The 23,132-nt window shown below is 63.9% G+C and carries 20 protein-coding genes; 15 read left to right on the top strand and 5 right to left on the bottom strand.

Translation table 11 applies throughout. The annotated features are described in order from the left end of the window. The first annotated feature begins 72 nt into the window (after positions 1 to 72). The 9 genes from mdh to P6U30_RS02010 all read left to right on the top strand — a co-directional run bounded on the left by mdh (position 73) and on the right by P6U30_RS02010 (position 11,326). Entirely contained in the window at positions 73 to 1,041 is a 969-nt protein-coding gene (mdh, locus tag P6U30_RS01970; RefSeq protein ID WP_407167877.1) for a malate dehydrogenase, read from the top strand. 178 nt (positions 1,042 to 1,219) lie between these two features. Continuing rightward, a complete protein-coding gene (gene sucC, locus P6U30_RS01975; protein WP_407167878.1) occupies positions 1,220 to 2,416 on the top strand; it encodes an ADP-forming succinate--CoA ligase subunit beta in 1,197 nt (398 codons plus the stop codon). A 2-nt stretch (positions 2,417 to 2,418) separates the two neighbouring features. Then, entirely contained in the window at positions 2,419 to 2,895 is a 477-nt protein-coding gene (locus P6U30_RS01980; RefSeq protein ID WP_407167879.1) for a DUF1579 family protein, read from the top strand. A gap of 44 nt (positions 2,896 to 2,939) precedes the next feature. Then, complete coding sequence (sucD, locus tag P6U30_RS01985; RefSeq protein WP_407167880.1) at positions 2,940 to 3,821, top strand: succinate--CoA ligase subunit alpha; 882 nt, start codon at positions 2,940 to 2,942, stop codon at positions 3,819 to 3,821. Positions 3,822 to 4,089: 268 nt separating this feature from the next. Then, positions 4,090 to 7,050: a 2-oxoglutarate dehydrogenase E1 component gene (locus tag P6U30_RS01990; RefSeq protein WP_407167881.1), complete on the top strand. Its 2,961-nt coding sequence runs from the start codon at positions 4,090 to 4,092 to the stop codon at positions 7,048 to 7,050. 155 nt (positions 7,051 to 7,205) lie between these two features. Beyond that, entirely contained in the window at positions 7,206 to 8,462 is a 1,257-nt protein-coding gene (gene odhB, locus P6U30_RS01995) for a 2-oxoglutarate dehydrogenase complex dihydrolipoyllysine-residue succinyltransferase (RefSeq protein WP_407167882.1), read from the top strand. Positions 8,463 to 8,538: 76 nt separating this feature from the next. Then, positions 8,539 to 9,285: an SDR family oxidoreductase gene (locus P6U30_RS02000; RefSeq protein ID WP_407149761.1), complete on the top strand. Its 747-nt coding sequence runs from the start codon at positions 8,539 to 8,541 to the stop codon at positions 9,283 to 9,285. A 71-nt stretch (positions 9,286 to 9,356) separates the two neighbouring features. Beyond that, on the top strand, positions 9,357 to 10,757 hold the full coding sequence (lpdA, locus tag P6U30_RS02005; protein ID WP_407167883.1) for a dihydrolipoyl dehydrogenase: 1,401 nt from the start codon (positions 9,357 to 9,359) through the stop codon (positions 10,755 to 10,757). Between the two features lie 38 nt (positions 10,758 to 10,795). Further along, a complete protein-coding gene (locus tag P6U30_RS02010) occupies positions 10,796 to 11,326 on the top strand; it encodes a hypothetical protein (RefSeq protein WP_407167884.1) in 531 nt (176 codons plus the stop codon). 156 nt (positions 11,327 to 11,482) lie between these two features. Here P6U30_RS02010 and P6U30_RS02015 read toward each other — a convergent pair whose 3' ends face one another. Both P6U30_RS02015 and P6U30_RS02020 read right to left on the bottom strand, forming a co-directional pair. Beyond that, a complete protein-coding gene (locus P6U30_RS02015) occupies positions 11,483 to 12,073 on the bottom strand; it encodes a DUF4337 domain-containing protein (RefSeq protein ID WP_407167885.1) in 591 nt (196 codons plus the stop codon). Positions 12,074 to 12,229: 156 nt separating this feature from the next. Beyond that, positions 12,230 to 13,216 (bottom strand): tyrosine recombinase XerC, encoded by a 987-nt coding sequence (locus tag P6U30_RS02020; protein ID WP_407167886.1) that lies wholly within the window; start codon positions 13,214 to 13,216, stop codon positions 12,230 to 12,232. Positions 13,217 to 13,429: 213 nt separating this feature from the next. On the opposite strand from P6U30_RS02020, the gene P6U30_RS02025 reads away from it, so the two are divergent. Continuing rightward, positions 13,430 to 15,640: a primosomal protein N' gene (locus P6U30_RS02025; RefSeq protein WP_407167887.1), complete on the top strand. Its 2,211-nt coding sequence runs from the start codon at positions 13,430 to 13,432 to the stop codon at positions 15,638 to 15,640. 120 nt (positions 15,641 to 15,760) lie between these two features. Here P6U30_RS02025 and P6U30_RS02030 read toward each other — a convergent pair whose 3' ends face one another. Continuing rightward, positions 15,761 to 16,258, bottom strand: coding sequence for a septal ring lytic transglycosylase RlpA family protein (locus P6U30_RS02030; protein WP_407167888.1), 498 nt, complete (start codon positions 16,256 to 16,258; stop codon positions 15,761 to 15,763). Between the two features lie 632 nt (positions 16,259 to 16,890). Here P6U30_RS02030 and P6U30_RS02035 point away from each other — a divergent pair. From P6U30_RS02035 to P6U30_RS02055, 5 genes are all read left to right on the top strand, one after another. Further along, on the top strand, positions 16,891 to 17,451 hold the full coding sequence (locus P6U30_RS02035; protein ID WP_407167889.1) for a F0F1 ATP synthase subunit delta: 561 nt from the start codon (positions 16,891 to 16,893) through the stop codon (positions 17,449 to 17,451). Continuing rightward, complete coding sequence (atpA, locus tag P6U30_RS02040; protein WP_407167890.1) at positions 17,451 to 18,980, top strand: F0F1 ATP synthase subunit alpha; 1,530 nt, start codon at positions 17,451 to 17,453, stop codon at positions 18,978 to 18,980. Before P6U30_RS02035 ends, atpA begins: the two co-directional genes overlap by 1 nt. 106 nt (positions 18,981 to 19,086) lie before the next feature. Next, positions 19,087 to 19,965 (top strand): F0F1 ATP synthase subunit gamma, encoded by an 879-nt coding sequence (locus P6U30_RS02045; protein WP_407167891.1) that lies wholly within the window; start codon positions 19,087 to 19,089, stop codon positions 19,963 to 19,965. A gap of 26 nt (positions 19,966 to 19,991) precedes the next feature. Then, positions 19,992 to 21,434: a F0F1 ATP synthase subunit beta gene (atpD, locus tag P6U30_RS02050; RefSeq protein ID WP_407167892.1), complete on the top strand. Its 1,443-nt coding sequence runs from the start codon at positions 19,992 to 19,994 to the stop codon at positions 21,432 to 21,434. 116 nt (positions 21,435 to 21,550) lie between these two features. Next, a complete protein-coding gene (locus tag P6U30_RS02055) occupies positions 21,551 to 21,958 on the top strand; it encodes a F0F1 ATP synthase subunit epsilon (protein ID WP_407149772.1) in 408 nt (135 codons plus the stop codon). Positions 21,959 to 22,105: 147 nt separating this feature from the next. On the opposite strand, the gene P6U30_RS02060 is transcribed toward P6U30_RS02055, so the two are convergent. Further along, positions 22,106 to 22,606, bottom strand: a complete 501-nt coding sequence (locus P6U30_RS02060) for an RNA pyrophosphohydrolase (RefSeq protein WP_407167893.1) — start codon at positions 22,604 to 22,606, stop codon at positions 22,106 to 22,108. A 21-nt stretch (positions 22,607 to 22,627) separates the two neighbouring features. Next, positions 22,628 to 23,131: an RNA pyrophosphohydrolase gene (locus P6U30_RS02065; RefSeq protein ID WP_407149774.1), complete on the bottom strand. Its 504-nt coding sequence runs from the start codon at positions 23,129 to 23,131 to the stop codon at positions 22,628 to 22,630. Position 23,132: the final 1 nt, after the last annotated feature.

The raw sequence follows: 23,132 nt of genomic DNA on the forward strand, positions 1-23,132 counted from the left end.
ATTCGAAAGGGATAACCACCCTTGCAACCGACTTCTCTCCCTCCTGCTACCAGTTCAAAGGACTGATTTCCCATGGCACGCGACAAGATTGCTCTGATTGGCTCCGGACAGATCGGCGGAACGCTGGCGCACCTCGTCGGCCTCAAGGAACTCGGTGACGTCGTGCTGTTCGATATCGCCGAAGGCGTGCCGCAGGGCAAAGCGCTCGACATCGCGCAATCGTCGCCGGTCGATGGTTTCGACTCCAATCTCTCCGGTGCCAATTCCTACGAAGCGCTCGACGGCGCCAAGGTCTGCATCGTCACCGCCGGCGTGCCGCGCAAGCCCGGCATGAGCCGCGACGATCTGCTCTCCATCAACCTCAAGGTCATGGAGCAGGTCGGTGCCGGCATCAAGAAGTACGCGCCCGACGCGTTCGTCGTCTGCATCACCAACCCGTTGGATGCGATGGTGTGGGCGCTGCAGAAGGCCTCTGGCCTGCCGCACAAGAAGGTGGTCGGCATGGCCGGCGTGCTCGACTCCGCGCGCTTCCGCTACTTCCTTGCCGACGAATTCAACGTCTCGGTCGAGGACGTCACCGCCTTCGTGCTCGGCGGTCACGGCGACACGATGGTGCCGCTGACCCGCTATTCCACCGTTGCCGGCATTCCGCTGCCCGACCTCGTCAAGATGGGCTGGACCTCGCAGGCCCGCGTCGACGAGATCGTCGATCGCACGCGCAACGGCGGCGCCGAGATCGTCAACCTGCTCAAGACCGGCTCTGCCTTCTACGCGCCGGCGGCGTCCGCGATCGCGATGGCCGAGAGCTACCTGAAGGACAAGAAGCGCGTGCTGCCCTGCGCCGCCTATCTCAACGGCGAGTATGGCGTGAAGGACATGTATGTCGGCGTGCCGGTGGTGATCGGCTCCAAGGGTGTCGAGCGCGTCGTCGAGATCGAACTGGCCGGCAAGGACCGCGAAGCCTTCGACAAGTCGGTCGGCGCGGTGCAGGGCCTGGTCGACGCCTGCAAGAAGATCGCGCCCGACCTGCTCGGCAAGTGATCTGACTGATAATCTGACTTGGCAATGGCCCGATAGGCATTTTCAATCGCCTGTCGGGCAAGGTGATGAAATTCCCGCGGATTTTATGGGTTGCGTCAGTCTTGGTATATGGTATGCCAGAGCGCGCTGACGCGAGCTTGATGAAGTTCGCCGCACGAGGGTTTGGGAGCATCTCTCCATGAATATCCATGAATACCAGGCCAAGGCACTGCTGCATCAATTCGGCGTGCCGATCTCGCGCGGCGTGCCGGTGCTCAAGCCGGAGGATGCCGACGCGGCGGCGAAGCAGCTCCCCGGACCGATCTGGGTGGTGAAGAGCCAGATCCATGCCGGCGGCCGCGGCAAGGGCAAGTTCAAGGAAGCATCCGCTGGCGACAAGGGCGGCGTCCGCATCGCCAAGTCGGTCGCCGAGGTCGACGAATTCGCCAAGCAGATGCTCGGCGCGACCCTGGTCACGGTGCAGACCGGGCCACACGGCAAGCAGGTCAACCGCCTCTACATCGAGGAGGGCTCCGACATCGACAAGGAGTTCTACCTCTCGATCCTGGTCAACCGCGAAACCTCCGAAGTCTCGTTCGTGGTTTCGACCGAGGGCGGCGTCAACATCGAGGAGGTCGCGCACGCGACGCCGGAAAAGATCGTCTCCTTCTCGGTCGATCCGGCAACCGGCATCATGCCGCACCACGGCCGCACCGTCGCCAACGCGCTGAAGCTGACCGGCGAGCTTGCGAAGCAGGCCGAAAAGCTGACCAGCCAGCTCTATGCCGCGTTTGTCGCCAAGGACATGGCGATGCTGGAAATCAATCCGCTCGTCGTCACCAAGCAGGGCCAGCTCCGCGTGCTCGACGCCAAGGTGTCGTTCGACAGCAACGCGCTCTATCGCCACGCTGATGTGCTGGCGCTGCGCGACGAGACCGAGGAGGACGCCAAGGAAATCGAGGCGTCGAAATTCGACCTCAACTACGTCGCGCTCGACGGCAATATCGGTTGCATGGTCAACGGCGCCGGCCTTGCCATGGCGACCATGGACATCATCAAGCTCTACGGCATGTCGCCCGCGAACTTCCTCGATGTCGGCGGCGGCGCCAGCGTCGAGAAGGTCGCAGCCGCCTTCAAGATCATCACCGCCGATCCCAACGTGAAGGGCATCCTGGTCAACATCTTCGGCGGCATCATGAAGTGCGACGTGATCGCGGAGGGCGTCGTCGCCGCGGTGAAGCAGGTCGGCCTCAAGGTGCCGCTGGTCGTGCGTCTTGAAGGCACCAATGTCGAGCAGGGCAAGAAGATCATCCGCGAGAGCGGCCTCAACGTCGTGCCTGCCGACAATCTCGATGATGCCGCACAGAAGATCGTGAAAGCCGTCAAGGGAGGCTAACGATGGCCGATCATCTCGACGCTCCAACGCCGCTGGAAGAACACCGCAGGCTCGCGGCCTTCGCGGGCGAGTGGAGCGGCGAAGAGATGGTCTATCCGTCGCGCTGGACCGCAGGCGGTCCGGCGACCTCGCATGTGAGCGCACGCATCGCGCTCAACCGCTTCTACCTGATCCAGGACAGTGTGCAGACGCGCGAGGGCAAGGAGAGCTTCGCCACCCATGGCGTCTTCACCTACGATCGTGAAGAGCGGACCTACAAACTGTTCTGGCACGATTCGCTCGGCTACTACCCGCCGTCGCCGGCCTCCGGCGCCTGGGTCAACAAGTCGCTGATCCTGGTGCGCGGCTCGCTGCGCGGCAACGCTCGTCACGTCTACGAGGTCGTCGACGACGACACCTACAACATGAAGATCCAGTTCTCGCCCGACGCGGAAGGATGGGCTGACGTGCTCACCGGCGTGTACCGGCGTATCCACTAGAGCAAACAGTCCTCACTGCTCGTCTCGCGAAAGCATCACGAACCATGTCCATCCTGATCGACAAGAACACCAAGGTCATCTGCCAGGGCTTCACCGGCAAGAACGGCACCTTCCATTCGGAAGCGGCGATCGCTTACGGCACCAAGATGGTCGGCGGCGTGGCGCCGGGCAAAGGCGGCTCGACGCATCTCAACCTGCCGGTGTTCGACACCGTCGCCGAAGCGCGCGAGAAGACCGGCGCCGATGCCAGCGTGGTCTATGTGCCGCCGCCGGGCGCGGCGGATGCGATCTGCGAGGCGATCGATGCGGAGATCCCGCTGATCGTCTGCATCACCGAAGGCATCCCGGTGCTCGACATGGTGCGCGTCAAGCGGTCGCTGTCGGGCTCGAAGTCGCGGCTGATCGGCCCGAACTGCCCGGGCGTGATGACCGCCGGCGAATGCAAGATCGGCATCATGCCGGCCAACATCTTCAAACCCGGCAGCGTCGGCATCGTCTCCCGTTCCGGCACGCTGACTTACGAGGCGGTGTTCCAGACCACGCAGGAGGGCCTCGGCCAGACCACCGCGGTCGGAATCGGCGGCGACCCCGTCAAGGGCACCGAGTTCATCGACGTGCTCGAGATGTTCCTGGCCGACGAGAAGACCAAGTCGATCGTGATGATCGGTGAGATCGGCGGTTCCGCCGAGGAGGACGCGGCTCAGTTCCTGAAGGACGAGGCCAAGCGCGGCCGCAAGAAGCCGATGGTCGGCTTCATTGCCGGTGTTACAGCACCTCCCGGCCGCCGCATGGGCCATGCCGGTGCCATCATTTCCGGCGGCAAGGGCGATGCCGGTTCCAAGACCGCGGCGATGGAAGCGGCGGGGATCAAGGTGTCGCCATCGCCGGCCCGGCTCGGGCACACCCTGGCCGAGATGTTGAAGTAAATCATCCCGCCGCGACAATTTTACTGATCAGGCGTTATCCCGCCGTGGCCTTCCGGAATTTCCGTCCCGGGAGGCCGCGGCGTAGTCGTTTGCGTCCAAAAGATCGTGTATTTACAAGTTTTGAAAAGATATTCACTCCTTAGTTCTTTTAGGCAGGAATATCCAAACTAGATAGGGTAAAGGGTACCCAATCAGCCGGCCCCTCTTCCAGACCGGCACTTGCGCCGTCTTCTACGCGCGAACCGAAAAAAATCACCAGGACTGCCTCATGTCTCGCCAGGACGCGAACGCCGCTTTTGCCCTTTCATCGTTTTTGCAGGGCACCAACGCCGCCTACATCGACGACCTCTATGCCCGTTACGAACAGGATCCAGCATCGGTCGATGCCGAGTGGCAGGACTTCTTCAAGAGCCTGAAGGACACCCCGGCCGACGTCCGGAAGAACGCCGACGGCGCGTCCTGGGGCCGCGACAACTGGCCGGTGACACCGCGTGACGAGCTGACGTCGGCGCTCGACGGCAACTGGGCGGAGGTCGAGAAGGCGGTCGGCGCCAAGCTCGCCGCCAAGGCCCAGGCCAAGGGCGCCGAACTCTCGGACGTCGAGGTCCATCAGGCGACCCGCGATTCCGTCCGCGCCTTGATGCTGATTCGTGCCTACCGCATGCGCGGCCACTTCCACGCCAAGCTGGATCCGCTCGGCATCGAGGCGCCGCGTGATCGCGAGGAGCTCGATCCGCGTTCCTACGGCTTCACCGAGGCCGACTTCGATCGCAAGATTTTCCTCGATCACGTTCTCGGCCTCGAATACGGCACTCTGCGCGAGATCGTCCAGATCTGCGAGCGGACCTACTGCCAGACGCTCGGCGTCGAATTCATGCACATCTCCAATGCCGCGCAGAAGGCCTGGATCCAGGAGCGCATCGAAGGGCCGGACAAGGAGATCAGCTTCACCCCGGAAGGGCGCCGCGCCATCCTCAACAAGCTGATCGAGACCGAAGGATTTGAGAAGTTCTGCGACCTCAAATTCACCGGCACCAAGCGCTTCGGCCTCGACGGCGGCGAATCGCTGATCCCCGCGCTGGAGCAGATCATCAAGCGCGGCGGCAATCTCGGCGTGAAGGAGATCGTGGTCGGCATGCCGCATCGCGGCCGCCTCAACGTGCTCACCCAGGTGATGGGCAAGCCGCACCGCGCGCTGTTCCATGAATTCAAGGGCGGCTCGGCCAATCCGGATTCGGTCGAAGGCTCCGGCGACGTCAAGTATCACCTCGGCGCCTCCTCGGACCGCGAGTTCGACGGCAACAACATCCATCTGTCGCTGACCGCCAACCCGTCGCATCTCGAGATCGTCGATCCGGTCGTGATGGGCAAGGTGCGCGCCAAGCAGGACCAGCACGGCGATCCGCCCGACATGCGCATCTCCGTCCTGCCGCTCTTGATGCACGGCGACGCGGCGTTCGCGGGCCAGGGCGTCGTCGCGGAATGCTTCAGCCTCTCCGACCTGAAGGGCTACCGCACCGGCGGATCGCTGCACTTCATCGTCAACAACCAGATCGGCTTCACCACCTATCCGCGCTACTCGCGTTCGTCGCCCTATCCGTCCGACGTCGCGAAGATGATCGACGCGCCGATCTTCCATGTGAACGGCGACGACCCGGAAGCGGTGGTGTTCGCAGCCAAGGTCGCGATCGAATTCCGGCAGAAATTCCACAAGCCGGTCGTGATCGACATGTTCTGCTACCGTCGCCACGGCCACAACGAGGGCGACGAGCCGGCGTTCACCCAGCCGGTGATGTACAAGCGCATCGCCTCGCATCCGACCACCCTTGAGATCTATGCCAAGCGACTGGTTGCCGATGGCGTGCTGACGGAAGGCGAGGTCGAAAAGGCCAAGGCCGATTGGCGCGCGCGGCTCGATGCCGAGTTCGAGGCCGGCGCCGGCTACAAGCCGAACAAGGCCGACTGGCTCGACGGCAAGTGGGCGGGGTTCAAGATCGCCGATCAGGAAGAGGACGCCCGCCGCGGCGTCACCGGCGTCGATATCGCTGTTCTGAAGGACATCGGCCGCAAGATCACCAAGGTGCCGGACGGCTTCCGCGTCCACCGCACCATCCAGCGCTTCCTCGACAATCGCGCCAAGGCGATCGACAGCGGCGTCGGCATCGACTGGGCGACCGGCGAGGCGCTGGCATTCTGCTCGCTGCTGCAGGAAGGCCATCACGTGCGCCTGTCCGGCCAGGATTCCGAGCGCGGCACCTTCTCGCAGCGCCACTCGGTCCTGATCGATCAGGAGGACGAGAGCCGCTACACGCCGTTCAATCACCTCGGCGGCGACAACACCGGCCACTACGAGGTCATCAACTCGCTGCTGTCGGAAGAGGCCGTGCTCGGCTTCGAGTACGGCTATTCGCTGGCCGAGCCGAATGCGCTGGCGGTCTGGGAGGCGCAGTTCGGCGACTTCGCCAACGGCGCGCAGGTCGTGTTCGACCAGTTCATCTCCTCCGGCGAACGCAAATGGCTGCGCATGTCCGGTCTGGTCTGCTTGCTGCCGCATGGCTATGAGGGACAGGGACCGGAGCACTCCTCGGCTCGCCTCGAGCGTTATTTGCAGATGTGCGCCGAAGACAACATGCAGGTGGTCTATCCGACCACGCCGGCGAACTACTTCCATGTGCTGCGGCGCCAGCTCCATCGCGAGATCCGCAAGCCGCTGATCCTGATGACGCCGAAGTCGCTGCTGCGCCACAAGCGCGCCGTGTCGCGGCTCGACGAACTCGGCAAGAATGCCACCTTCCATCGCATTCTGTACGATGACGCGCAGATGCTGCCGGACGAGAAGATCAAGCTGAAGGCAGACGACAAGATCCGTCGCGTCGTGCTGTGCTCCGGCAAGGTCTATTACGATCTCTACGAGGAGCGCGAGAAGCGCGGCATCGACGACATCTATCTGATGCGCATCGAGCAGCTCTATCCGGTGCCGCTAAAGGCACTGGTGCAGGAGCTTGGCCGCTTCAAGAACGCCGAAATGGTGTGGTGCCAGGAAGAGCCGCGCAATATGGGATCGTGGCACTTCATCGAGCCCTATCTCGAATGGGTGCTGAACCAGATCAATGCGACGAACAGGCGCCCGCGCTACGCCGGCCGGCCGGCGTCGGCGGCAACCGCCACTGGCCTGATGTCGAAACATCTGGCGCAGCTCAAGGCGCTGCTTGACGACGCACTGAACTAACGACCTTCACTCAAGCCATGCCCCGCGAAAGCGGGGCGTCCGGTATCCCGCGTCATCCAGCAGAATTGCTGTCGTCACGGAGTACCGGGGTCGTTCGCTTTGGCGGACCGTGGCCGGACAAATTTTGCGACCGCAAGGTTATCGAGGAAAAGACCATGACTGAAATTCGCGTTCCAACGCTCGGCGAATCCGTGACCGAGGCCACCATCGGCCGCTGGTTCAAGAAGGCGGGCGAAGCCGTCGCGGTGGACGAGCCGCTCGTGGAGCTGGAGACCGACAAGGTGACGATCGAGGTTCCGGCACCGTCGGCAGGAACGCTCGGCGAGATCATTGCCAAGGACGGCGAAACGGTTGCCGTCGGCGCGTTGCTCGGCCAGATCAATGACGGCGCGGCTCCGGCCAAGCCGGCTGCGCCCGCCGCCGCGCCTGCCAAGGCCGCGGCCCCCGCTGCCGCGCCGGCGCCGACCGCCGCCCCGGCTCCGGCCGCTGCGCCGAAAGCGCCGCCCGCGGATACGCCGCTCGCGCCTTCCGTTCGCAAGCTCTCGGCTGAGAGCGGTATCGATGCCTCCACCGTTCCCGGTTCGGGCAAGGACGGCCGCGTGACCAAGGGCGACATGCTGGCGGCGATCGAAAAGGCTGCCTCGGCGCCCACCCCGGTCAATCAGCCGGCCGCCGCCATGCAAGTCCGCGCGCCATCGCCGGCTGACGACGCCGCGCGCGAGGAGCGCGTGAAGATGACGCGGCTGCGCCAGACCATCGCCCGCCGCCTCAAGGATGTGCAGAACACCGCCGCGATGCTGACGACCTTCAACGAGGTCGACATGACCAACGTCATGGCGCTGCGCGCGCAGTACAAGGACGCGTTCGAGAAGAAGCACGGCGCCAAGCTCGGCTTCATGGGCTTCTTCACCAAGGCCGTCGTGCAGGCCCTGAAGGATATCCCGGCCGTCAACGCCGAAATCGACGGCTCTGACCTGATCTACAAGAACTACTATCACATTGGCGTCGCGGTCGGCACTGACCGCGGCCTGGTGGTGCCTGTGGTGCGCGACTGCGACCACAAGTCGATCGCCGAGATCGAGAAGGGAATCGCCGACTACGGCCGCCGCGCCCGCGATGGCCAGCTCAAGATCGACGAGATGCAGGGCGGCACCTTCACCATCACCAATGGCGGCATCTACGGCTCGCTGATGTCGACACCGATCCTCAATGCGCCGCAGTCCGGCATCCTCGGCATGCACAAGATCCAGGAGCGGCCGATGGTGGTCGGCGGCAAGATCGAGGCGCGCCCGATGATGTATCTGGCGCTGTCCTACGATCACCGCGTCATCGACGGCAAGGAAGCGGTCACCTTCCTGGTGCGCGTCAAGGAGAGCCTGGAGGACCCGGCTCGCCTGGTGCTGGACCTCTGAGGACACGACGCACGCGATGCCCGATCGGTTCGGGCATCGCGATCGGATCTTCACTCACACACGCTTGGAGGTTGACGTGACGGACAAGGTCGTTGTCATCACTGGCGGCAGCCGCGGCATCGGCCGCGCCGCCGCGCTCGCAGCCGCTGCGCGCGGCTATCGCGTGGTCGTCGGCTACGCTTCCAACCAGGCCGCGGCCAACGAGGTCGTTGCCGCCATCGAGGCGAAGAACGGCAAGGCGATCGCGGTGAAGTGCGACGTCGGCAGCGAGCAGGATATCCTGGCGCTGTTCAAGGCCGCCGACGGCTTCGGAACGCTCGGCGCTCTCGTCAACAACGCCGGCATCGTCGGTCCGTCGATTCGCGTCGAGGACATGACCGCGGAGCGCATCGCGCGCATGATGGCGGTCAATGTCACTGGCAGCATCCTGTGCGCCCGTGAAGCCGTGAAGCGGATGTCGACCAAGAAGGGCGGCAAGGGTGGCGTGATTGTCAACCTGTCGTCGGTCGCGGCCAAGCTCGGCTCAGCCAACACCTATGTCGATTACGCGGCGTCCAAGGGCGCGATCGACACCTTCACCGTCGGCCTCGGTCACGAGGTCGCCGACGAAGGCATTCGGGTTGCCGGCATTCGTCCCGGTCTGATCGACACCGAAATCCACGCCTCGGGCGGCGAGCCCGATCGCGCGCACCGGCTCGCGCCCATGGTGCCAATGAAGCGCGTCGGCACCGCCGAGGAAATCGCCAACGCAATCGTCTGGCTGATCTCGGACGAGGCGTCCTATGTCACGAGCGCGACCCTCGACGTGTCGGGCGGTCGCTAGAGCATGATCCGGACAAGCAGGAACCGGTTCTCTCACTAACTGTCACAGAGCTTAGCTACAGGACTTCCATCATGGCTTCTTACGATCTCGTCGTCATCGGCACCGGGCCCGGCGGTTACGTCTGCGCGATCCGCGCAGCGCAACTCGGCATGAAGGTGGCCGTGGTCGAGAAGAACGCGACGCTCGGCGGCACCTGCCTCAATGTCGGGTGCATGCCCTCGAAGGCGCTGCTGCATGCCTCCGAGATGTTCGAGGAAGCCGCGCACTCCTTTGCCAAGATGGGCGTCAGCGTCTCGGCGCCAAAGCTCGATCTTCCTTCGATGATGAACTTCAAGCAGCAGGGCATCGACGGCAACGTCAAAGGCGTCGAGTTCCTGATGAAGAAGAACAAGATCGACGTGCTCAAGGGCACCGGTAAGATCCTCGGCGCCGGCAAGGTCGAGGTCTCCGGCAACGGCAAGGCTGAAGTCGTCGAGACCAAGAACATCGTGATTGCCACCGGCTCGGACATCGCGCGGCTGAAGGGAATCGATATCGACGAGAAGCGCATCGTCTCGTCGACCGGCGCGCTCTCGCTGGAGAAGGTGCCGGAGAAATTGCTGATCATCGGCGCCGGCGTGATCGGGCTCGAGCTCGGCTCGGTCTGGCGTCGTCTCGGTGCGGATGTCATGGTGGTGGAATTCCTCGACCGCATCCTGCCCGGCATGGACGGCGAAGTGGCCAAGCAATTCCAGCGCATGCTGGAGAAGCAGGGATTCGTCTTCAAGCTCGGTGCCAAGGTCACCGCGGTCGATACCTCGGGCAAGACGTTGTCAGTGAAGGTCGAGCCGGCCGCGGGCGGTGCGGCTGAGACGCTCGAAGCCGATGTCGTGCTGGTGTGCATAGGCCGCGTGCCCTACACCGAAGGACTCGGGCTGAAGGAGGCCGGCGTTGCGCTCGACAATCGCGGCCGCGTCGAGATCGATTCGCACTTCTCGACCAATGTGAAGGGCATCTACGCGATCGGTGATGTCGTCGCTGGCCCGATGCTGGCGCACAAGGCGGAAGACGAAGGCGTCGCCTGCGCGGAGATCATCGCGGGGCAGGCGGGCCACGTGAATTACGACGTCATTCCAGGCGTTGTGTATACCACGCCGGAAGTGTCGTCGGTCGGCAAGACCGAGGAAGACCTCAAGCAGGCAGGCATCGCTTATACCGTCGGCAAGTTTCCCTTTACCGCCAACGGCCGCTCCAAGGTGAACCAGACCACGGACGGCTTCGTGAAGGTTCTCGCCGATGCGAAGACGGATCGGGTGCTCGGCGTGCACATTGTCGGCCGCGAAGCCGGCGAAATGATCCACGAAGCCTGCGTTCTGATGGAATTCGGTGGTTCGGCGGAGGATCTGGCGCGCACGTGCCATGCTCATCCGACCCGCTCGGAAGCCGTCAAGGAGGCCGCGCTTGCGGTGGGCAAACGCGCCATCCATATGTGACCGATATCCGGCGCCAAGCCGGGGTCGGGATGATCTAGATGTTGCGTCGCCTGTTGCAGCCGTTCTGGGTCCTGCTTGCGATCGTCTTTCTGATCGAAGCATGGCTGTGGGACCACCTCGAGCCGATCGTGGCGCGCGTGGTGGCGGCGATTCCGCTGCGCGCGTTCAAGCAATGGCTGGCCGAGCGGGTCGATTCGCTGTCACCGGCGATGACGCTGATTGTCTTCGCCGTCCCGATCATCCCGCTGTTTCCGCTCAAGCTGATCGGCCTGTGGCTTCTGACGCACGAATACTGGCTGGGTGCGATCTCGACCATTCTGTTTGCGAAATTTCTCAGCGTCGGCGTCACCGCCTTCATTTTCGACGTGACGCGGCCGAAGCTGATGGAGATGCCCTGGTTCGAGGCGCTCTATGAGTTCGTGATGGCGATGCGCGCCAAGGCGACGGCGATCGTCGAGCCGATCAAGCAGCGTATCCGCGAGATCCTGCGCGGCAACGGTGACGGATGGACGGCGCGCACGCTCCGCCTGATCGCGCGCTTCCGCAAGAGCGTGCACGAGGCGCGTTGAGCTTTGATGTTGCTGTCGTCGTCCGGCTTGACCGGACGACCCAGTATTCCCGAGACAGCGGCATAACAACCGAGGCGCTGCGGCGTAGTGGATGCCCCGCTTGAAGCCGGGCATGACAGGAGAGAATTGGCGAACAGTGTGAGCTGCCCCGAGGCCTCAGTGCAGCGGCAGCAAGTGCGGCTGGAAGAGGCCGAGCGCGGTCATCGCGATCCCGGCGAGCGTCAGCAGGCCTGACACCCAGGCCAACGCGATCATGCCGGTGATGATGGTCGCGGACGCCAGTACGATGGCGATCTGGAAGGCGGCGGAGGCGAGCTCGAAGTGGTGATACTTCGCCGTCGCCTCGTCGCGCTCGTGCTCGGCGTGCTTGGCGCGCTCGGCCAACTGCTCGGTCCCTTCGCCGGTTTCCGGCTCCGAGCGGTAGCGCGCCGCGGTCTTCTGCCATTCGTCGATCTGCTTCTGCAGCGTCGCCCTGGTGGCGTCGTCGGTGGCGCCGGCGAGGCTCAGCTTGCCTTGCTCGGCTGCGGTCTGCACGGCGGTCCGGCGGATGCTCTTGGCTTGGAAGAACGCCCAGAGGTTGGAGGCCTCGACATTCTTGCTGATCGATTCGGTCTGCGCGCCCTTGCCGAGCGTCTCCGAGAGGGCCAGGCACAACGCGATCACGGCGATCAGAAGCGCGATCTTCTTGTTCTCGCCGGACGCATGCTCGGCATGCTCCGCGTGCTCCATACTCTCATGTGCGCTCATGATTCCCCCTCCGGATCAGACCGGTGCACGATTACCGAATGCAGCGTGCAACGCAAGGGGCGCGCGATTTATGGCGGACGTGTGAAGACGTATGAATATGAACGGCGTCGCTGCCGCGATCAAAACAGTCTGCGTCACATTTGAAGGCGGTCCGTCTCAGCCCCGCGGATGCGCCGAGCGATAGACTTCGAGCAGGCGCTCGCTGTCGATGCCGGTGTAGATCTGCGTGGTCGACAGCGAGGCATGGCCGAGCAGTTCCTGGATCGCGCGCAGGTCGCCGCCGCGGCTCAGCAGATGCGTGGCAAACGAATGCCGCAGCGCGTGCGGCGTCGCGCTGTCGGGCAGGCCGAGCGCGCCGCGCAGCCGCTCCATCGTGAGCTGGATGATGCGTGGGCTCAAGGGGCCGCCGCGCGCACCGACGAACATCGGCCCCGTCGGGCTAAGCTGGTGCGGGCAGATCGCCACGTAGTCCGCGACGAGTTGCAGCACGTTCTGCAACACCGGCACCATGCGGGTCTTGTTACCCTTGCCGGTGACGACCAGCACGTCGCCTTCGCCCGGCTTCGGCACGTCGCGGCGCCTCAGTCCGAGCGCCTCCGAGATGCGCAGGCCCGAACCATAGAGCAGCGCCATGACCGCGGCGTCACGGACCAGGATCCAGGTCTCGCGGGCTTCGCCGGCGCGCTCATCGGCGTCGGCGAAACGCTTGGCCGCTTCGATGTGAATCGGCTTCGGCAGGCTCTTGGTAATCTTCGGCGCACGAATGGCCGAGAGCGCACCGACCTTGCCCTTGCCCTCGCGTTCCAGGAAGCGCCCGAACGAGCGCAAGCCCGCCAGCGCCCGCATCAGCGACCGCCCGCCGATCTCGTCCGCGCGCCGCATCGCCATGAAGGCGCGGACGTCGCTGGCCTCCAGGGCGGCGAAACCCGCGAGCGTCACCTGGGTGCCCCAATGCCCGGCCAGGAAGGCGAGGCATTGGCGTACATCGCGGGCATAGGCTTCCAGCGTCTTCGGCGACAGCCGCCGCTCGGCGCGCAGATGCGACAGCCAGCGCGTCATCTCCTGCGCCACTCGTGCGTCGGCGCAGTCGAATTCGAGCGGCTCGGTCGCCGGCTCCGTGGTTGCCTGGATTGTTTTGGCCATGGCGCTATTGGCGTTGCGATTCCCTTGATTATATCGCACCGGTTTCGTTTACCGTTCGCTAACTGGCCGGCGCGGCGCTAGAGCGTTTTCGAGCGAAATGGATACCGGATCGCGTGAAGAAATCGCGTCAAAACAAGAATCTAGAGCTTCGGTTGTGATTCAATCAGAACCGAAAATGCTCTAGCCTGCCGCGCCTCAAAGATCGATTCTCGGATGGACCACGCGACGCGCAGCAGTACGACTTCCACATCGATGACGCGTGTCGTCGACGTGCTGGTGCCTGTGGCGCTGAACCAGGCCTATTCCTACCGGATTCCGCGCGGCATGGAGCTGGCGCCTGGCGATGTGGTGTGCGTTCCGCTGGGGCCGCGCGAGGTCGTCGCAGTGGTGTGGGGCGAGAACGCAAATCCCGATCCGCGGCTGCACAACCGGCTCAAGGAGGTCAGCGAGAAGCTCGACGTTCCGCCACTGAAGGCGGAACTGCGTCAGCTTGTCGATTGGGTGTCCAACTACACATTGTCGGCCCGCGGCATGGTGCTGCGGATGACCCTGCGCATGGGTGAGCACCTTGGGCCCGAGCGCACCCGTCTCGGCGTGCGCCTGGTCGGCGAGCCGCCGCGGCGGCTGACGCCGGCGCGCCGGCGGGTAATCGAGGTGCTGTCCGACGGCCTGCTGCATGGCAAATCGGAGGCGGCGCGGGAGGCCGGGGTCAGTTCGGGTGTGATCGACGGGCTGGTCGACGAGGGCACGTTAACAGTCGAGGTGCTGCCGCCGCCACAGCCGCCGCCGCCTCCCGATCCATCTTATGCGCAGCCTGATTTTTCGCGCGAGCAGCGCAGCGCGGTCGATGTGATGCGGACGCTTGCCGCAAGCGGCAGCTTTCACGTCGCGCTGCTCGACGGTGTCACCGGCTCCGGCAAGACCGAGGTCTATTTCGAGGCGATCGCCGAAAACATCCGGCGCGGCAGGCAGTCGCTGATCCTGATGCCCGAAATCGCGCTGACCGGCCAGTTCCTCGCCCGCTTCGCGCAGCGCTTCGGGGTGCGGCCACTCGAGTGGCATTCCGAACTGACGCCACGCACGCGCGCGCGCAACTGGGCCGCGATCTCGGAGGGCAAGGCGCCGGTCGTGGTCGGTGCCCGTTCAGCGCTGTTCCTGCCCTATGCCGACCTTGGTCTCATAGTCGTCGATGAAGAGCACGATCAGGCCTACAAGCAGGACGACGGCGCGCATTATCACGCCCGCGACATGGCCGTGGTGCGAGCGCATATCGCCAGGATACCGATCGTGCTCGCGTCTGCCACGCCGTCGGTCGAGAGCGAGGTCAATGCGCGCAAGGGGCGCTACCAGCGCGTGGCGCTGCCCTCGCGGTTCGGCGGCCAGCACATGCCGCATATCGAGGCGATCGACATGCGGCGCGCGCCGCCGCCGCGCGGCCGCTTCATCTCGCCGCCGCTGGCCGAGCAGATCCGCTACGCGATCGAGCGCCGCGAGCAGGCGCTGCTGTTCCTCAATCGCCGTGGCTATGCGCCGCTGACGCTGTGCCGCGCCTGCGGCCATCGCTTTGCCTGCACGATCTGCGACGCCTGGCTGGTCGATCATCGCTTCCGCCAGCGGCTCGTCTGCCACCATTGCGGCTTCTCGATGCCGCGTCCGAACATTTGCCCGCATTGCGCGGCCGAGGAATCGCTGGTCGCCGTCGGTCCCGGCGTCGAGCGGCTGCAGGAGGAGGCGGCGAGCATCTTCCCGGAGGCCCGCACCATGGTGTTGTCCAGCGACCTCATCACCTCGATCGAGACCATGCGCAGCGAGCTGAACGAGATCGCGGAGGGGCGTGTCGATATCATCATCGGCACCCAACTGGTGGCCAAGGGGCATAATTTCCCGCGGCTCAATCTGGTCGGCGTGGTCGATGCCGACCTTGGCCTGAGCAACGGTGATCCACGCGCCGCCGAGCGTACATATCAGCTCCTGAATCAGGTGGTGGGCCGTGCCGGCCGCGAGCAAGGCCGCGGCGTCGGCTATCTGCAGACGCACCAGCCCGAGCATCCCGTCATCAAGGCCTTGATCGCCAATGACCGCGAAGCGTTCTACGCCAGCGAGATCGAGATTCGGGAACGCACCGGCTATCCGCCGTTCGGCCGGCTGGCGAGCCTGATCATCTCGGCCGGCGATCGTCCCACGGCGGAAGGTTTTGCGCGCAAGCTCGCCGCGGTCGCACCGCTCGATGAGCGGATCCAGGTGCTCGGCCCCGCCGAGGCGCCGCTTGCGGTCATCAAGGGCCGCTATCGCTTTCGCCTGCTGGTGAAGTCGCTGCGCAATGTCGATTTATCGCACTATCTGCGCGAATGGCTGGCTGCGGGCCCCACGACCAAGGGCAACCTGAAGCTCGAGATCGACGTCGATCCGCAGAGCTTTTTGTAGTTCGTATGCACGTGACAGGGGACGCAAACAAAAAAGCCTGCCGTCATTCGCGACGGCAGGCCATTTTGGCGCGCGAGGCAGGCCTCGCGGCCGGTACGCAACGCAACGCTTACTGAACGCTTACGAGATGACCTCGGCGGTGACGCGGCCGACGCCGGCACCCGTGAGGCCGATGGCGCGAGCTGCGCCGGTGGAGAGGTCGAGCACGCGGCCACGGACGAACGGGCCACGATCATTGATGGTGACGACGACGCTGCGGCCGCCGTGGGTGACGCGGAGCCTGGTGCCGAACGGCAGCGAGCGGTGGGCCGCGGTCATGGCGTTCTGGTTGAAGCGCTGGCCGGAAGCGGTGCGGCTACCGGATTCATTGCCGTAGAAGGAGGCCATCCCCGAAAACATGTGGCCGCCGGTCGGCTGAGCGATCGATGCGTTGGTGTTGCGCCAGGCAGAGGTTTCGGCGCGGGCATGGTGATGCTGGTAATAGCGGTGATGATGATGCCTCGACTTCGCGGACGCCTCGGAGACGCTGCCCCCGATCAAGAGCGTGGCGGCGACAAATGCGAGCGCCGTGCGCGACTGGGTTACATTCCCCAGCATCGCCTTCTTCGTATTCAGCATTGATAAGACCCTCAGACAGTATTGCCACTAACGTGGCAAGTGGAACCCCCGTCCCTTCGTTGACCGGGGCCGTTTGGTTTCCCAATGAGGCACGAATTTGGCAGTAAATCGGGATTATCTCTGGCTGAAATATCTTGTTACCGGCTCAGGCTATTCCCCCAGGTTCCGTAATCTTGCTCTTTAACCAATTTTTAAGGAAAGTAATACTTGTGAATACTGTTTAACGGCGCCGAAGTAAGTTTTCGGTAAGTAATCGCCAAATGGAACAGGCGTCCGCAATCGGTTCCTTGCGCTGCCATGCATGGAGCCATGCAGATTCGTGATGGAACTAATTCGGGCCTGGTGAAACCGAGGTCGGGTTCGGCAAATTTCTGTGCGCAGAATTTTCTCGATTCGATCTGCACGCACGGCGGCCCCGCGGGCGTGCGACAAGGCGGCGCCAGCCTATGGCGTCATGTTGCACCTGCGCGATTGCTATGTTAGCAAAGCCGCGATTTTAACGGTCCCGACACGTCCCGTGTCGGTCGAAAATCGAAGTCCCGCTTGAATTCCAAGGGCTTGGATCGCTAGGCGCTGCTTTCGGTGGCGACGGTTTTTCCCTTGCGAGTTTGACAGCAAAAAAGAGCGAGCTCGTGGCTGCTGAAGATCCGTCCGTTTCGGGAGTGTCCGGTCGTTATGCAACGGCCTTGTTCGAGTTGGCGCGCGACGAAAAATCCGTCGATGAAGTGAAGGCCGATCTCGAAAAGTTCGAAACGATGCTCAACGAGAGCGCCGATCTCAAGCGCCTCGTGCGCAGCCCGGTGTTCTCGGCGGACGCGCAGTTGAAGGCGCTGACCGCGGTGCTCGACAAGGCCGGCATCTCCGGCACCTCCGCAAAATTCCTGAAAGTGCTCACTGCCAATCGCCGGCTGTTCGCCGTTGCCGATGTGGTCCGCGCCTATCGTGCGCTGGTGGCGAAGTACAAGGGCGAGGCGACTGCCGAAGTCACCGTCGCCGAGCAGCTCAGTGACAAGAATCTCGACGCGCTGAAGACCGCACTGAAATCGGTGACGGGCAAGGACGTCGCGCTCAACGTGAAGGTCGATCCTTCCATTATCGGTGGCCTGGTGGTCAAGCTCGGTAGCCGCATGGTGGATGGTTCGCTTCGCACCAAACTCAATTCGATCAAGAACGCGATGAAAGAGGCAGGCTGATGGACATCCGCGCCGCGGAAATTTCCGCGATCCTCAAGGACCAGATCAAGAATTTCGGCCAGGAAGCCGAGGTTACCGAAGTCGGGCAGGTGCTGTCGGTCGGTGACGGTATCGCCCGCGTCTACGGTCTCGACAACGTCCAGGCCGGTGAAATGGTCGAGTTCGAGAACGGCACCCGGGGCATGGCGCTCAATCTCGAGACCGACAACGTCGGCGTCGTGATCTTCGGCGCCGACCGCGAGATCAAGGAAGGCCAGACCGTCAAGCGCACCCGCGCCATCGTGGACGCGCCGGTCGGCAAGGGGCTGCTCGGCCGCGTCGTCGACGCACTCGGCAATCCGATCGACGGCAAGGGTCCGATCCAGGCCACCGAGCGCAAGCGCGTCGACGTCAAGGCGCCCGGCATCATTCCGCGCAAGTCGGTGAACGAGCCGATGGCCACCGGCCTGAAGGCGATCGATGCCCTGATTCCGATCGGCCGCGGCCAGCGCGAGCTGATCATCGGTGACCGTCAGACCGGCAAGACCGCGATCGCGCTCGACACCATCCTGAATCAGAAGCCGCTGAACGCCCAGCCGGATGAGAACCTCAAGCTGTACTGCGTCTATGTCGCGGTCGGCCAGAAGCGTTCGACGGTTGCGCAGTTCGTGAAGGTGCTCGAAGAGCAGGGCGCGCTCGAATACTCGATCGTGGTTGCAGCCACCGCCTCCGATCCGGCGCCGATGCAGTACATCGCGCCGTTCACCGGCTGCACCATGGGCGAATACTTCCGCGATAACGGCATGCATGCCGTGATCATCTATGACGACTTGTCGAAGCAAGCCGTCGCCTATCGCCAGATGTCGCTGCTGCTGCGCCGTCCGCCGGGCCGCGAAGCCTACCCGGGCGACGTGTTCTATCTGCACTCCCGCCTGCTCGAGCGCGCCGCCAAGCTCAACAAGGAGCATGGTTCGGGCTCGCTGACCGCGCTGCCGGTCATCGAAACCCAGGCCAACGACGTGTCGGCCTACATTCCGACCAACGTGATTTCGATCACCGACGGCCAGATCTTCCTGGAAACCGACCTGTTCTTCCAGGGCATCCGTCCCGCGGTGAACGTCGGTCTGTCGGTGTCGCGCGTGGGTTCGTCGGCGCAGACCAAGGCGACCAAGAAGGTCGCCGGCAAGATCAAGGGCGAGCTCGCGCAGTACCGCGAAATGGCGGCGTTCGCCCAGTTCGGCTCCGACCTCGATGCCTCGACGCAGCGCCTGCTCAATCGCGGCTCGCGTCTGACCGAGCTGTTGAAGCAGCCGCAGTTCTCGCCGCTGAAGATGGAAGAGCAGGTGTGCGTGATCTGGGCCGGCACCAACGGCTATCTCGATCCGCTGCCGCTCAACAAGGTGAAGCCGTTCGAGGAAGGTCTGCTGTCGCTGCTGCGCGGCAAGAACGCCGAGATCCTCAACGCGATCCGCGACAGCCGCGACCTCTCCGACGACACCGCTGCCAAGCTCAAGACGGTGGTCGAAGGCTTCGCCAAGACGTTTGCGTAAGAAGGCTTTCGCACAAAGTGGGCACTGCCCGGCCGCGGGCCGGGCGTGACGAACAAAGAGGCTTGCGATCTGACCGTTGCGGTCGGATCGCCGGGGTGGACGAAGAATGGCGTCACTAAAAGACATGCGGGTCCGCATCGCCTCGACCAAGGCGACGCAGAAGATCACCAAGGCCATGCAGATGGTCGCGGCCTCGAAGCTGCGCCGCGCGCAGAATGCCGCAGAGGCGGCGCGGCCCTATGCCGACAAGATGGATGCGGTGATTTCCAATATTGCCGCCGCGGCGAACGGTTCGCCAGGCGCGCCGACGCTGCTGGCCGGCACCGGCAAGGACCAGGTTCATCTCCTGCTGGTTTGTACCGGTGAGCGCGGCCTGTCGGGCGCGTTCAACTCGTCCATCGTGCGCCTGGCGCGCGAGCGGGCGCAGTCGCTGATCGCACAGGGCAAAGAGGTCAAGTTCTTCTGTGTCGGCCGCAAGGGCTATGAGCAACTGCGCCGGACCTTCGAGCGACAGATCGTCGAGCATCTCGACTTGCGCTCGGTGCGTCAGCTCGGTTTCGTCAATGCCGAAGACATCGCCACCAAGGTGTTGGCGCGGTTCGACGCCGGTGAATTCGATGTCTGCACGCTGTTCTATTCGCGCTTCAAGTCGGTGATCGCGCAGGTCCCGACCGCGCAGCAGATCATCCCGCTGGAGGTGACTGCCCCCGCAGCCAATGCGGCTCCCTCTACGTCCTACGAATACGAGCCGGAGGAGGACGAGATCCTCACCCGTCTGCTGCCGCGCAACCTCGCAGTGCAGATCTTCCGCGCGCTGCTGGAGAACAATGCCTCGTTCTACGGCGCACAGATGAGCGCGATGGACAGCGCCACGCGCAACGCCGGCGAAATGATCCGCAAGCAAACCCTGATTTACAACCGGACCCGTCAGGCCCAGATCACGAAGGAGCTGATTGAAATCATCTCCGGCGCCGAGGCGGTCTGAGGCAGATTTTCGAAGGAGAACAGTCCATGGCTACAGCAGCCAACCAGATCGGTCGCGTCACCCAGGTCACGGGCGCCGTGGTCGACGTGCAGTTCGAAGGCCACCTCCCGGCGATTCTCAACTCGCTCGAGACCAAGAACGGCGGCCATCGCCTGGTGCTCGAGGTCGCGCAGCATCTCGGTGAATCGACCGTCCGCACCATCGCGATGGACACCACCGAAGGTCTGGTCCGCGGTCAGGAAGTGACCGACACCGGCGCGCCGATCCGGGTGCCGGTCGGTGAAGGTACGCTCGGCCGCATCATCAACGTCGTCGGCGAGCCGATCGACGAAGCCGGCCCGATCAAGTCCGAGGGCCTCCGCGCCATTCACCAGGACGCGCCGACCTATACCGATCAGTCGACGGAAGCGGAAATTCTCGTCACCGGCATCAAGGTCGTCGATCTTCTTGCTCCGTACGCGAAGGGCGGCAAGATAGGCCTGTTCGGCGGCGCCGGCGTCGGCAAGACGGTGCTGATTCAGGAGCTGATCAACAACGTCGCGAAGGCGCACGGCGGTTACTCCGTGTTCGCCGGTGTCGGCGAGCGGACCCGTGAAGGCAACGATCTCTATCACGAGTTCATCGAATCGAAGGTCAACGCCGATCCGCACAATCCGGACCCGAGCGTGAAGTCGAAGTGCGCGCTGGTGTTCGGCCAGATGAACGAGCCGCCGGGCGCGCGTGCCCGCGTCGGCCTCACCGGTCTGACCGTCGCCGAGCACTTCCGCGACCAGGGCCAGGACGTGCTGTTCTTCGTCGACAACATCTTCCGCTTCACGCAAGCCGGTTCGGAAGTGTCGGCGCTGCTCGGCCGTATTCCGAGCGCCGTGGGTTATCAGCCGACGCTCGCGACCGACATGGGCGCGCTGCAGGAGCGCATCACCACCACCCAAAAGGGCTCGATCACTTCGGTGCAGGCGATCTATGTGCCGGCCGACGACTTGACCGACCCGGCGCCCGCCACCTCGTTCGCGCACTTGGACGCCACCACGGTGCTGTCGCGCGCGATCTCGGAAAAGGGCATCTACCCGGCGGTGGACCCGCTCGACTCGACCTCGCGCATGCTGTCGCCGCTCGTTGTCGGCGAAGAGCACTATCAGACCGCGCGCTTGGTGCAGCAGATCCTGCAGCGCTACAAGTCGCTGCAGGACATCATCGCCATTCTCGGCATGGACGAACTGTCGGAAGAGGACAAGCTGACGGTCGCGCGCGCCCGCAAGGTTGAGCGTTTCCTGTCGCAGCCGTTCCATGTCGCCGAAGTCTTCACCGGTTCGCCGGGCAAGTTCGTCGACCTCGCCGACACCATCAAGGGCTTCCGCGACCTCTGCCAGGGCAAGTATGACCACCTGCCGGAAGCGGCCTTCTACATGGTCGGCACCATCGAAGAAGCCGTCGAGAAGGGCAAGAAGCTGGCGGCCGAGGCGGCCTAAGCTTCATGATGTCGTCATCGCCGGACTTGATCCGGCGATCCATCGAACGAGAACTGTTTTGACTGATGGACCCGCGGATCGAGCCCGCGGGTGACAGCGCAAAGAACGGAAAGACCATGGCCACCTTCCATTTCGATCTCGTCTCTCCCGAAAAGCTCGCCTTCTCCGGCGAGGTCGATCAGGTTGACGTCCCCGGCGTGGAAGGCGATTTCGGCGTCCTCGCCGGACACGCTCCGGTCGTCGCCGCGGTTCGCCCGGGCATCCTGACCGTCACCACCGCCGGCAAGCGTGAGAAGGTCATCGTGCTCGGCGGTCTCGCCGAGATGTCTGAGAAGGGCCTGACCGTGCTCGCCGACGTCGCGACGGCGATTGCCGATCTTGATCGTGTGAAGTTCGCCGAGACGATCAACGAGATGCAGGAAAAGCTCGCCGAGAAGGAAGGGTCAGAACTCGATCATGCGATCGAGCGTCTCGATCACTTCAAGAGCATCCAGAACGAGCTCAATACGACAGCGATGCATTAAGCCGTCTCCGGCCCCTCATCGCCTTAATATCCGAACCAATTCAGCGCTCGCCAGACCCCCTGGCGGGCGCTGTTGTTTGCTGCTCTAGATTCTTGGTTCGACGCGTCTTCTTCACGCGACCCGGTATCCACTTCGCTCGAAAACGCTCTAAGTCGCGAACTCCGCGAAGCTCGCGGCGACGGTCCGATAGACGTCGCGGCGAAACGGGACCACGAGGTCGGCGACGCGGTCGAGGCGTTCCCAGCGCCATTGATCGAACTCGGCCGGCTGGCCGTTGCGCGGCGTCAGCGGGTCGATCTCGTCGTCGCGCCCGGTGAAGCGGAGCGCGAACCACTTTTGCCGCTGGCCGCGGAATTTCGCCAGCCGGTGCGATGCCGGTCCGGCATAGGGCGGGAATTCGTAAGTCATCCAGTCGGTCTCGCCGAGATAGTCGGCGCTGACCGCCCCGGTCTCTTCCCAGAGCTCGCGCATCACGGCCTCGCGGGGATCTTCGCCGGCGTCGATGCCACCCTGCGGCATCTGCCATTCGAGGCCGGGCAATACGATCTCCGGACCGTCATCTTTGAAGCGGCGGCCGATCAACACGCGGCCGGCGGCGTTGAACAGCGCGATGCCCACGTTGGGGCGATAGGGCTTGCTTGACGACATGCAGACAGACGTGCCGAACCGTTACTTCGCCGCCAGGGCAGCGAATTCCTTCACCACGCGCTCATACACCGGCCGCTTGAACGGCACGATCAGTTCGGGGAGATTCTTCATCGGCTCCCAGCGCCAGGAGATGAACTCGGCCTTGTGCCCGCCGCCCGGATTGGCAACGTTGATCTCGTTGTCCTTGCCGGTGAAGCGCAGCGCGAACCACTTCTGACGCTGGCCGCGATAACGGCCCTTCCAGGCGCGGCCCGCAACGGTGCGCGGGATGTCATAGATCAGCCAGTCGGCGACCTCGCCCAGCTTCTCCACGGACCTGACGCTGGTCTCCTCATAGAGTTCGCGCTTGGCGGCCTGAAACGTATCCTCGCCGGGATCGACGCCGCCTTGCGGCATCTGCCAGACATGAGCCTCGTCGACATGTTCGATGCCGCCGGCTCGGCGTCCGATGAAGACCAGTCCCGCCGCATTCAGCAGCATGATGCCGACGCAGGTTCGATAGGGCAGGTCTTCATAACGCGCCATG

This window comes from Bradyrhizobium sp. ORS 111, from assembly GCF_045571485.1.
Classification (GTDB): domain Bacteria; phylum Pseudomonadota; class Alphaproteobacteria; order Rhizobiales; family Xanthobacteraceae; genus Bradyrhizobium.

Bases quoted from the DNA above. Each gene is read 5' to 3' on its own strand.
- atpA (WP_407167890.1), top strand. From the start codon at position 17,451: ATGGACATCCGCGCCGCGGAAATTTCCGCGATCCTCAAGGACCAGATC.
- P6U30_RS02020 (WP_407167886.1), bottom strand. From the start codon at position 13,216: ATGGCCAAAACAATCCAGGCAACCACGGAGCCGGCGACCGAGCCGCTC.
- P6U30_RS02055 (WP_407149772.1), top strand. From the start codon at position 21,551: ATGGCCACCTTCCATTTCGATCTCGTCTCTCCCGAAAAGCTCGCCTTC.
- P6U30_RS02025 (WP_407167887.1), top strand. From the start codon at position 13,430: ATGGACCACGCGACGCGCAGCAGTACGACTTCCACATCGATGACGCGT.
- odhB (WP_407167882.1), top strand. From the start codon at position 7,206: ATGACTGAAATTCGCGTTCCAACGCTCGGCGAATCCGTGACCGAGGCC.
- atpD (WP_407167892.1), top strand. From the start codon at position 19,992: ATGGCTACAGCAGCCAACCAGATCGGTCGCGTCACCCAGGTCACGGGC.
- P6U30_RS01980 (WP_407167879.1), top strand. From the start codon at position 2,419: ATGGCCGATCATCTCGACGCTCCAACGCCGCTGGAAGAACACCGCAGG.
- sucD (WP_407167880.1), top strand. From the start codon at position 2,940: ATGTCCATCCTGATCGACAAGAACACCAAGGTCATCTGCCAGGGCTTC.
- sucC (WP_407167878.1), top strand. From the start codon at position 1,220: ATGAATATCCATGAATACCAGGCCAAGGCACTGCTGCATCAATTCGGC.
- P6U30_RS02010 (WP_407167884.1), top strand. From the start codon at position 10,796: ATGTTGCGTCGCCTGTTGCAGCCGTTCTGGGTCCTGCTTGCGATCGTC.
- P6U30_RS02065 (WP_407149774.1), bottom strand. From the start codon at position 23,131: ATGGCGCGTTATGAAGACCTGCCCTATCGAACCTGCGTCGGCATCATG.
- P6U30_RS02060 (WP_407167893.1), bottom strand. From the start codon at position 22,606: ATGTCGTCAAGCAAGCCCTATCGCCCCAACGTGGGCATCGCGCTGTTC.
- P6U30_RS02030 (WP_407167888.1), bottom strand. From the start codon at position 16,258: ATGCTGAATACGAAGAAGGCGATGCTGGGGAATGTAACCCAGTCGCGC.
- P6U30_RS02015 (WP_407167885.1), bottom strand. From the start codon at position 12,073: ATGAGCGCACATGAGAGTATGGAGCACGCGGAGCATGCCGAGCATGCG.
- P6U30_RS01990 (WP_407167881.1), top strand. From the start codon at position 4,090: ATGTCTCGCCAGGACGCGAACGCCGCTTTTGCCCTTTCATCGTTTTTG.
- mdh (WP_407167877.1), top strand. From the start codon at position 73: ATGGCACGCGACAAGATTGCTCTGATTGGCTCCGGACAGATCGGCGGA.
- P6U30_RS02045 (WP_407167891.1), top strand. From the start codon at position 19,087: ATGGCGTCACTAAAAGACATGCGGGTCCGCATCGCCTCGACCAAGGCG.
- lpdA (WP_407167883.1), top strand. From the start codon at position 9,357: ATGGCTTCTTACGATCTCGTCGTCATCGGCACCGGGCCCGGCGGTTAC.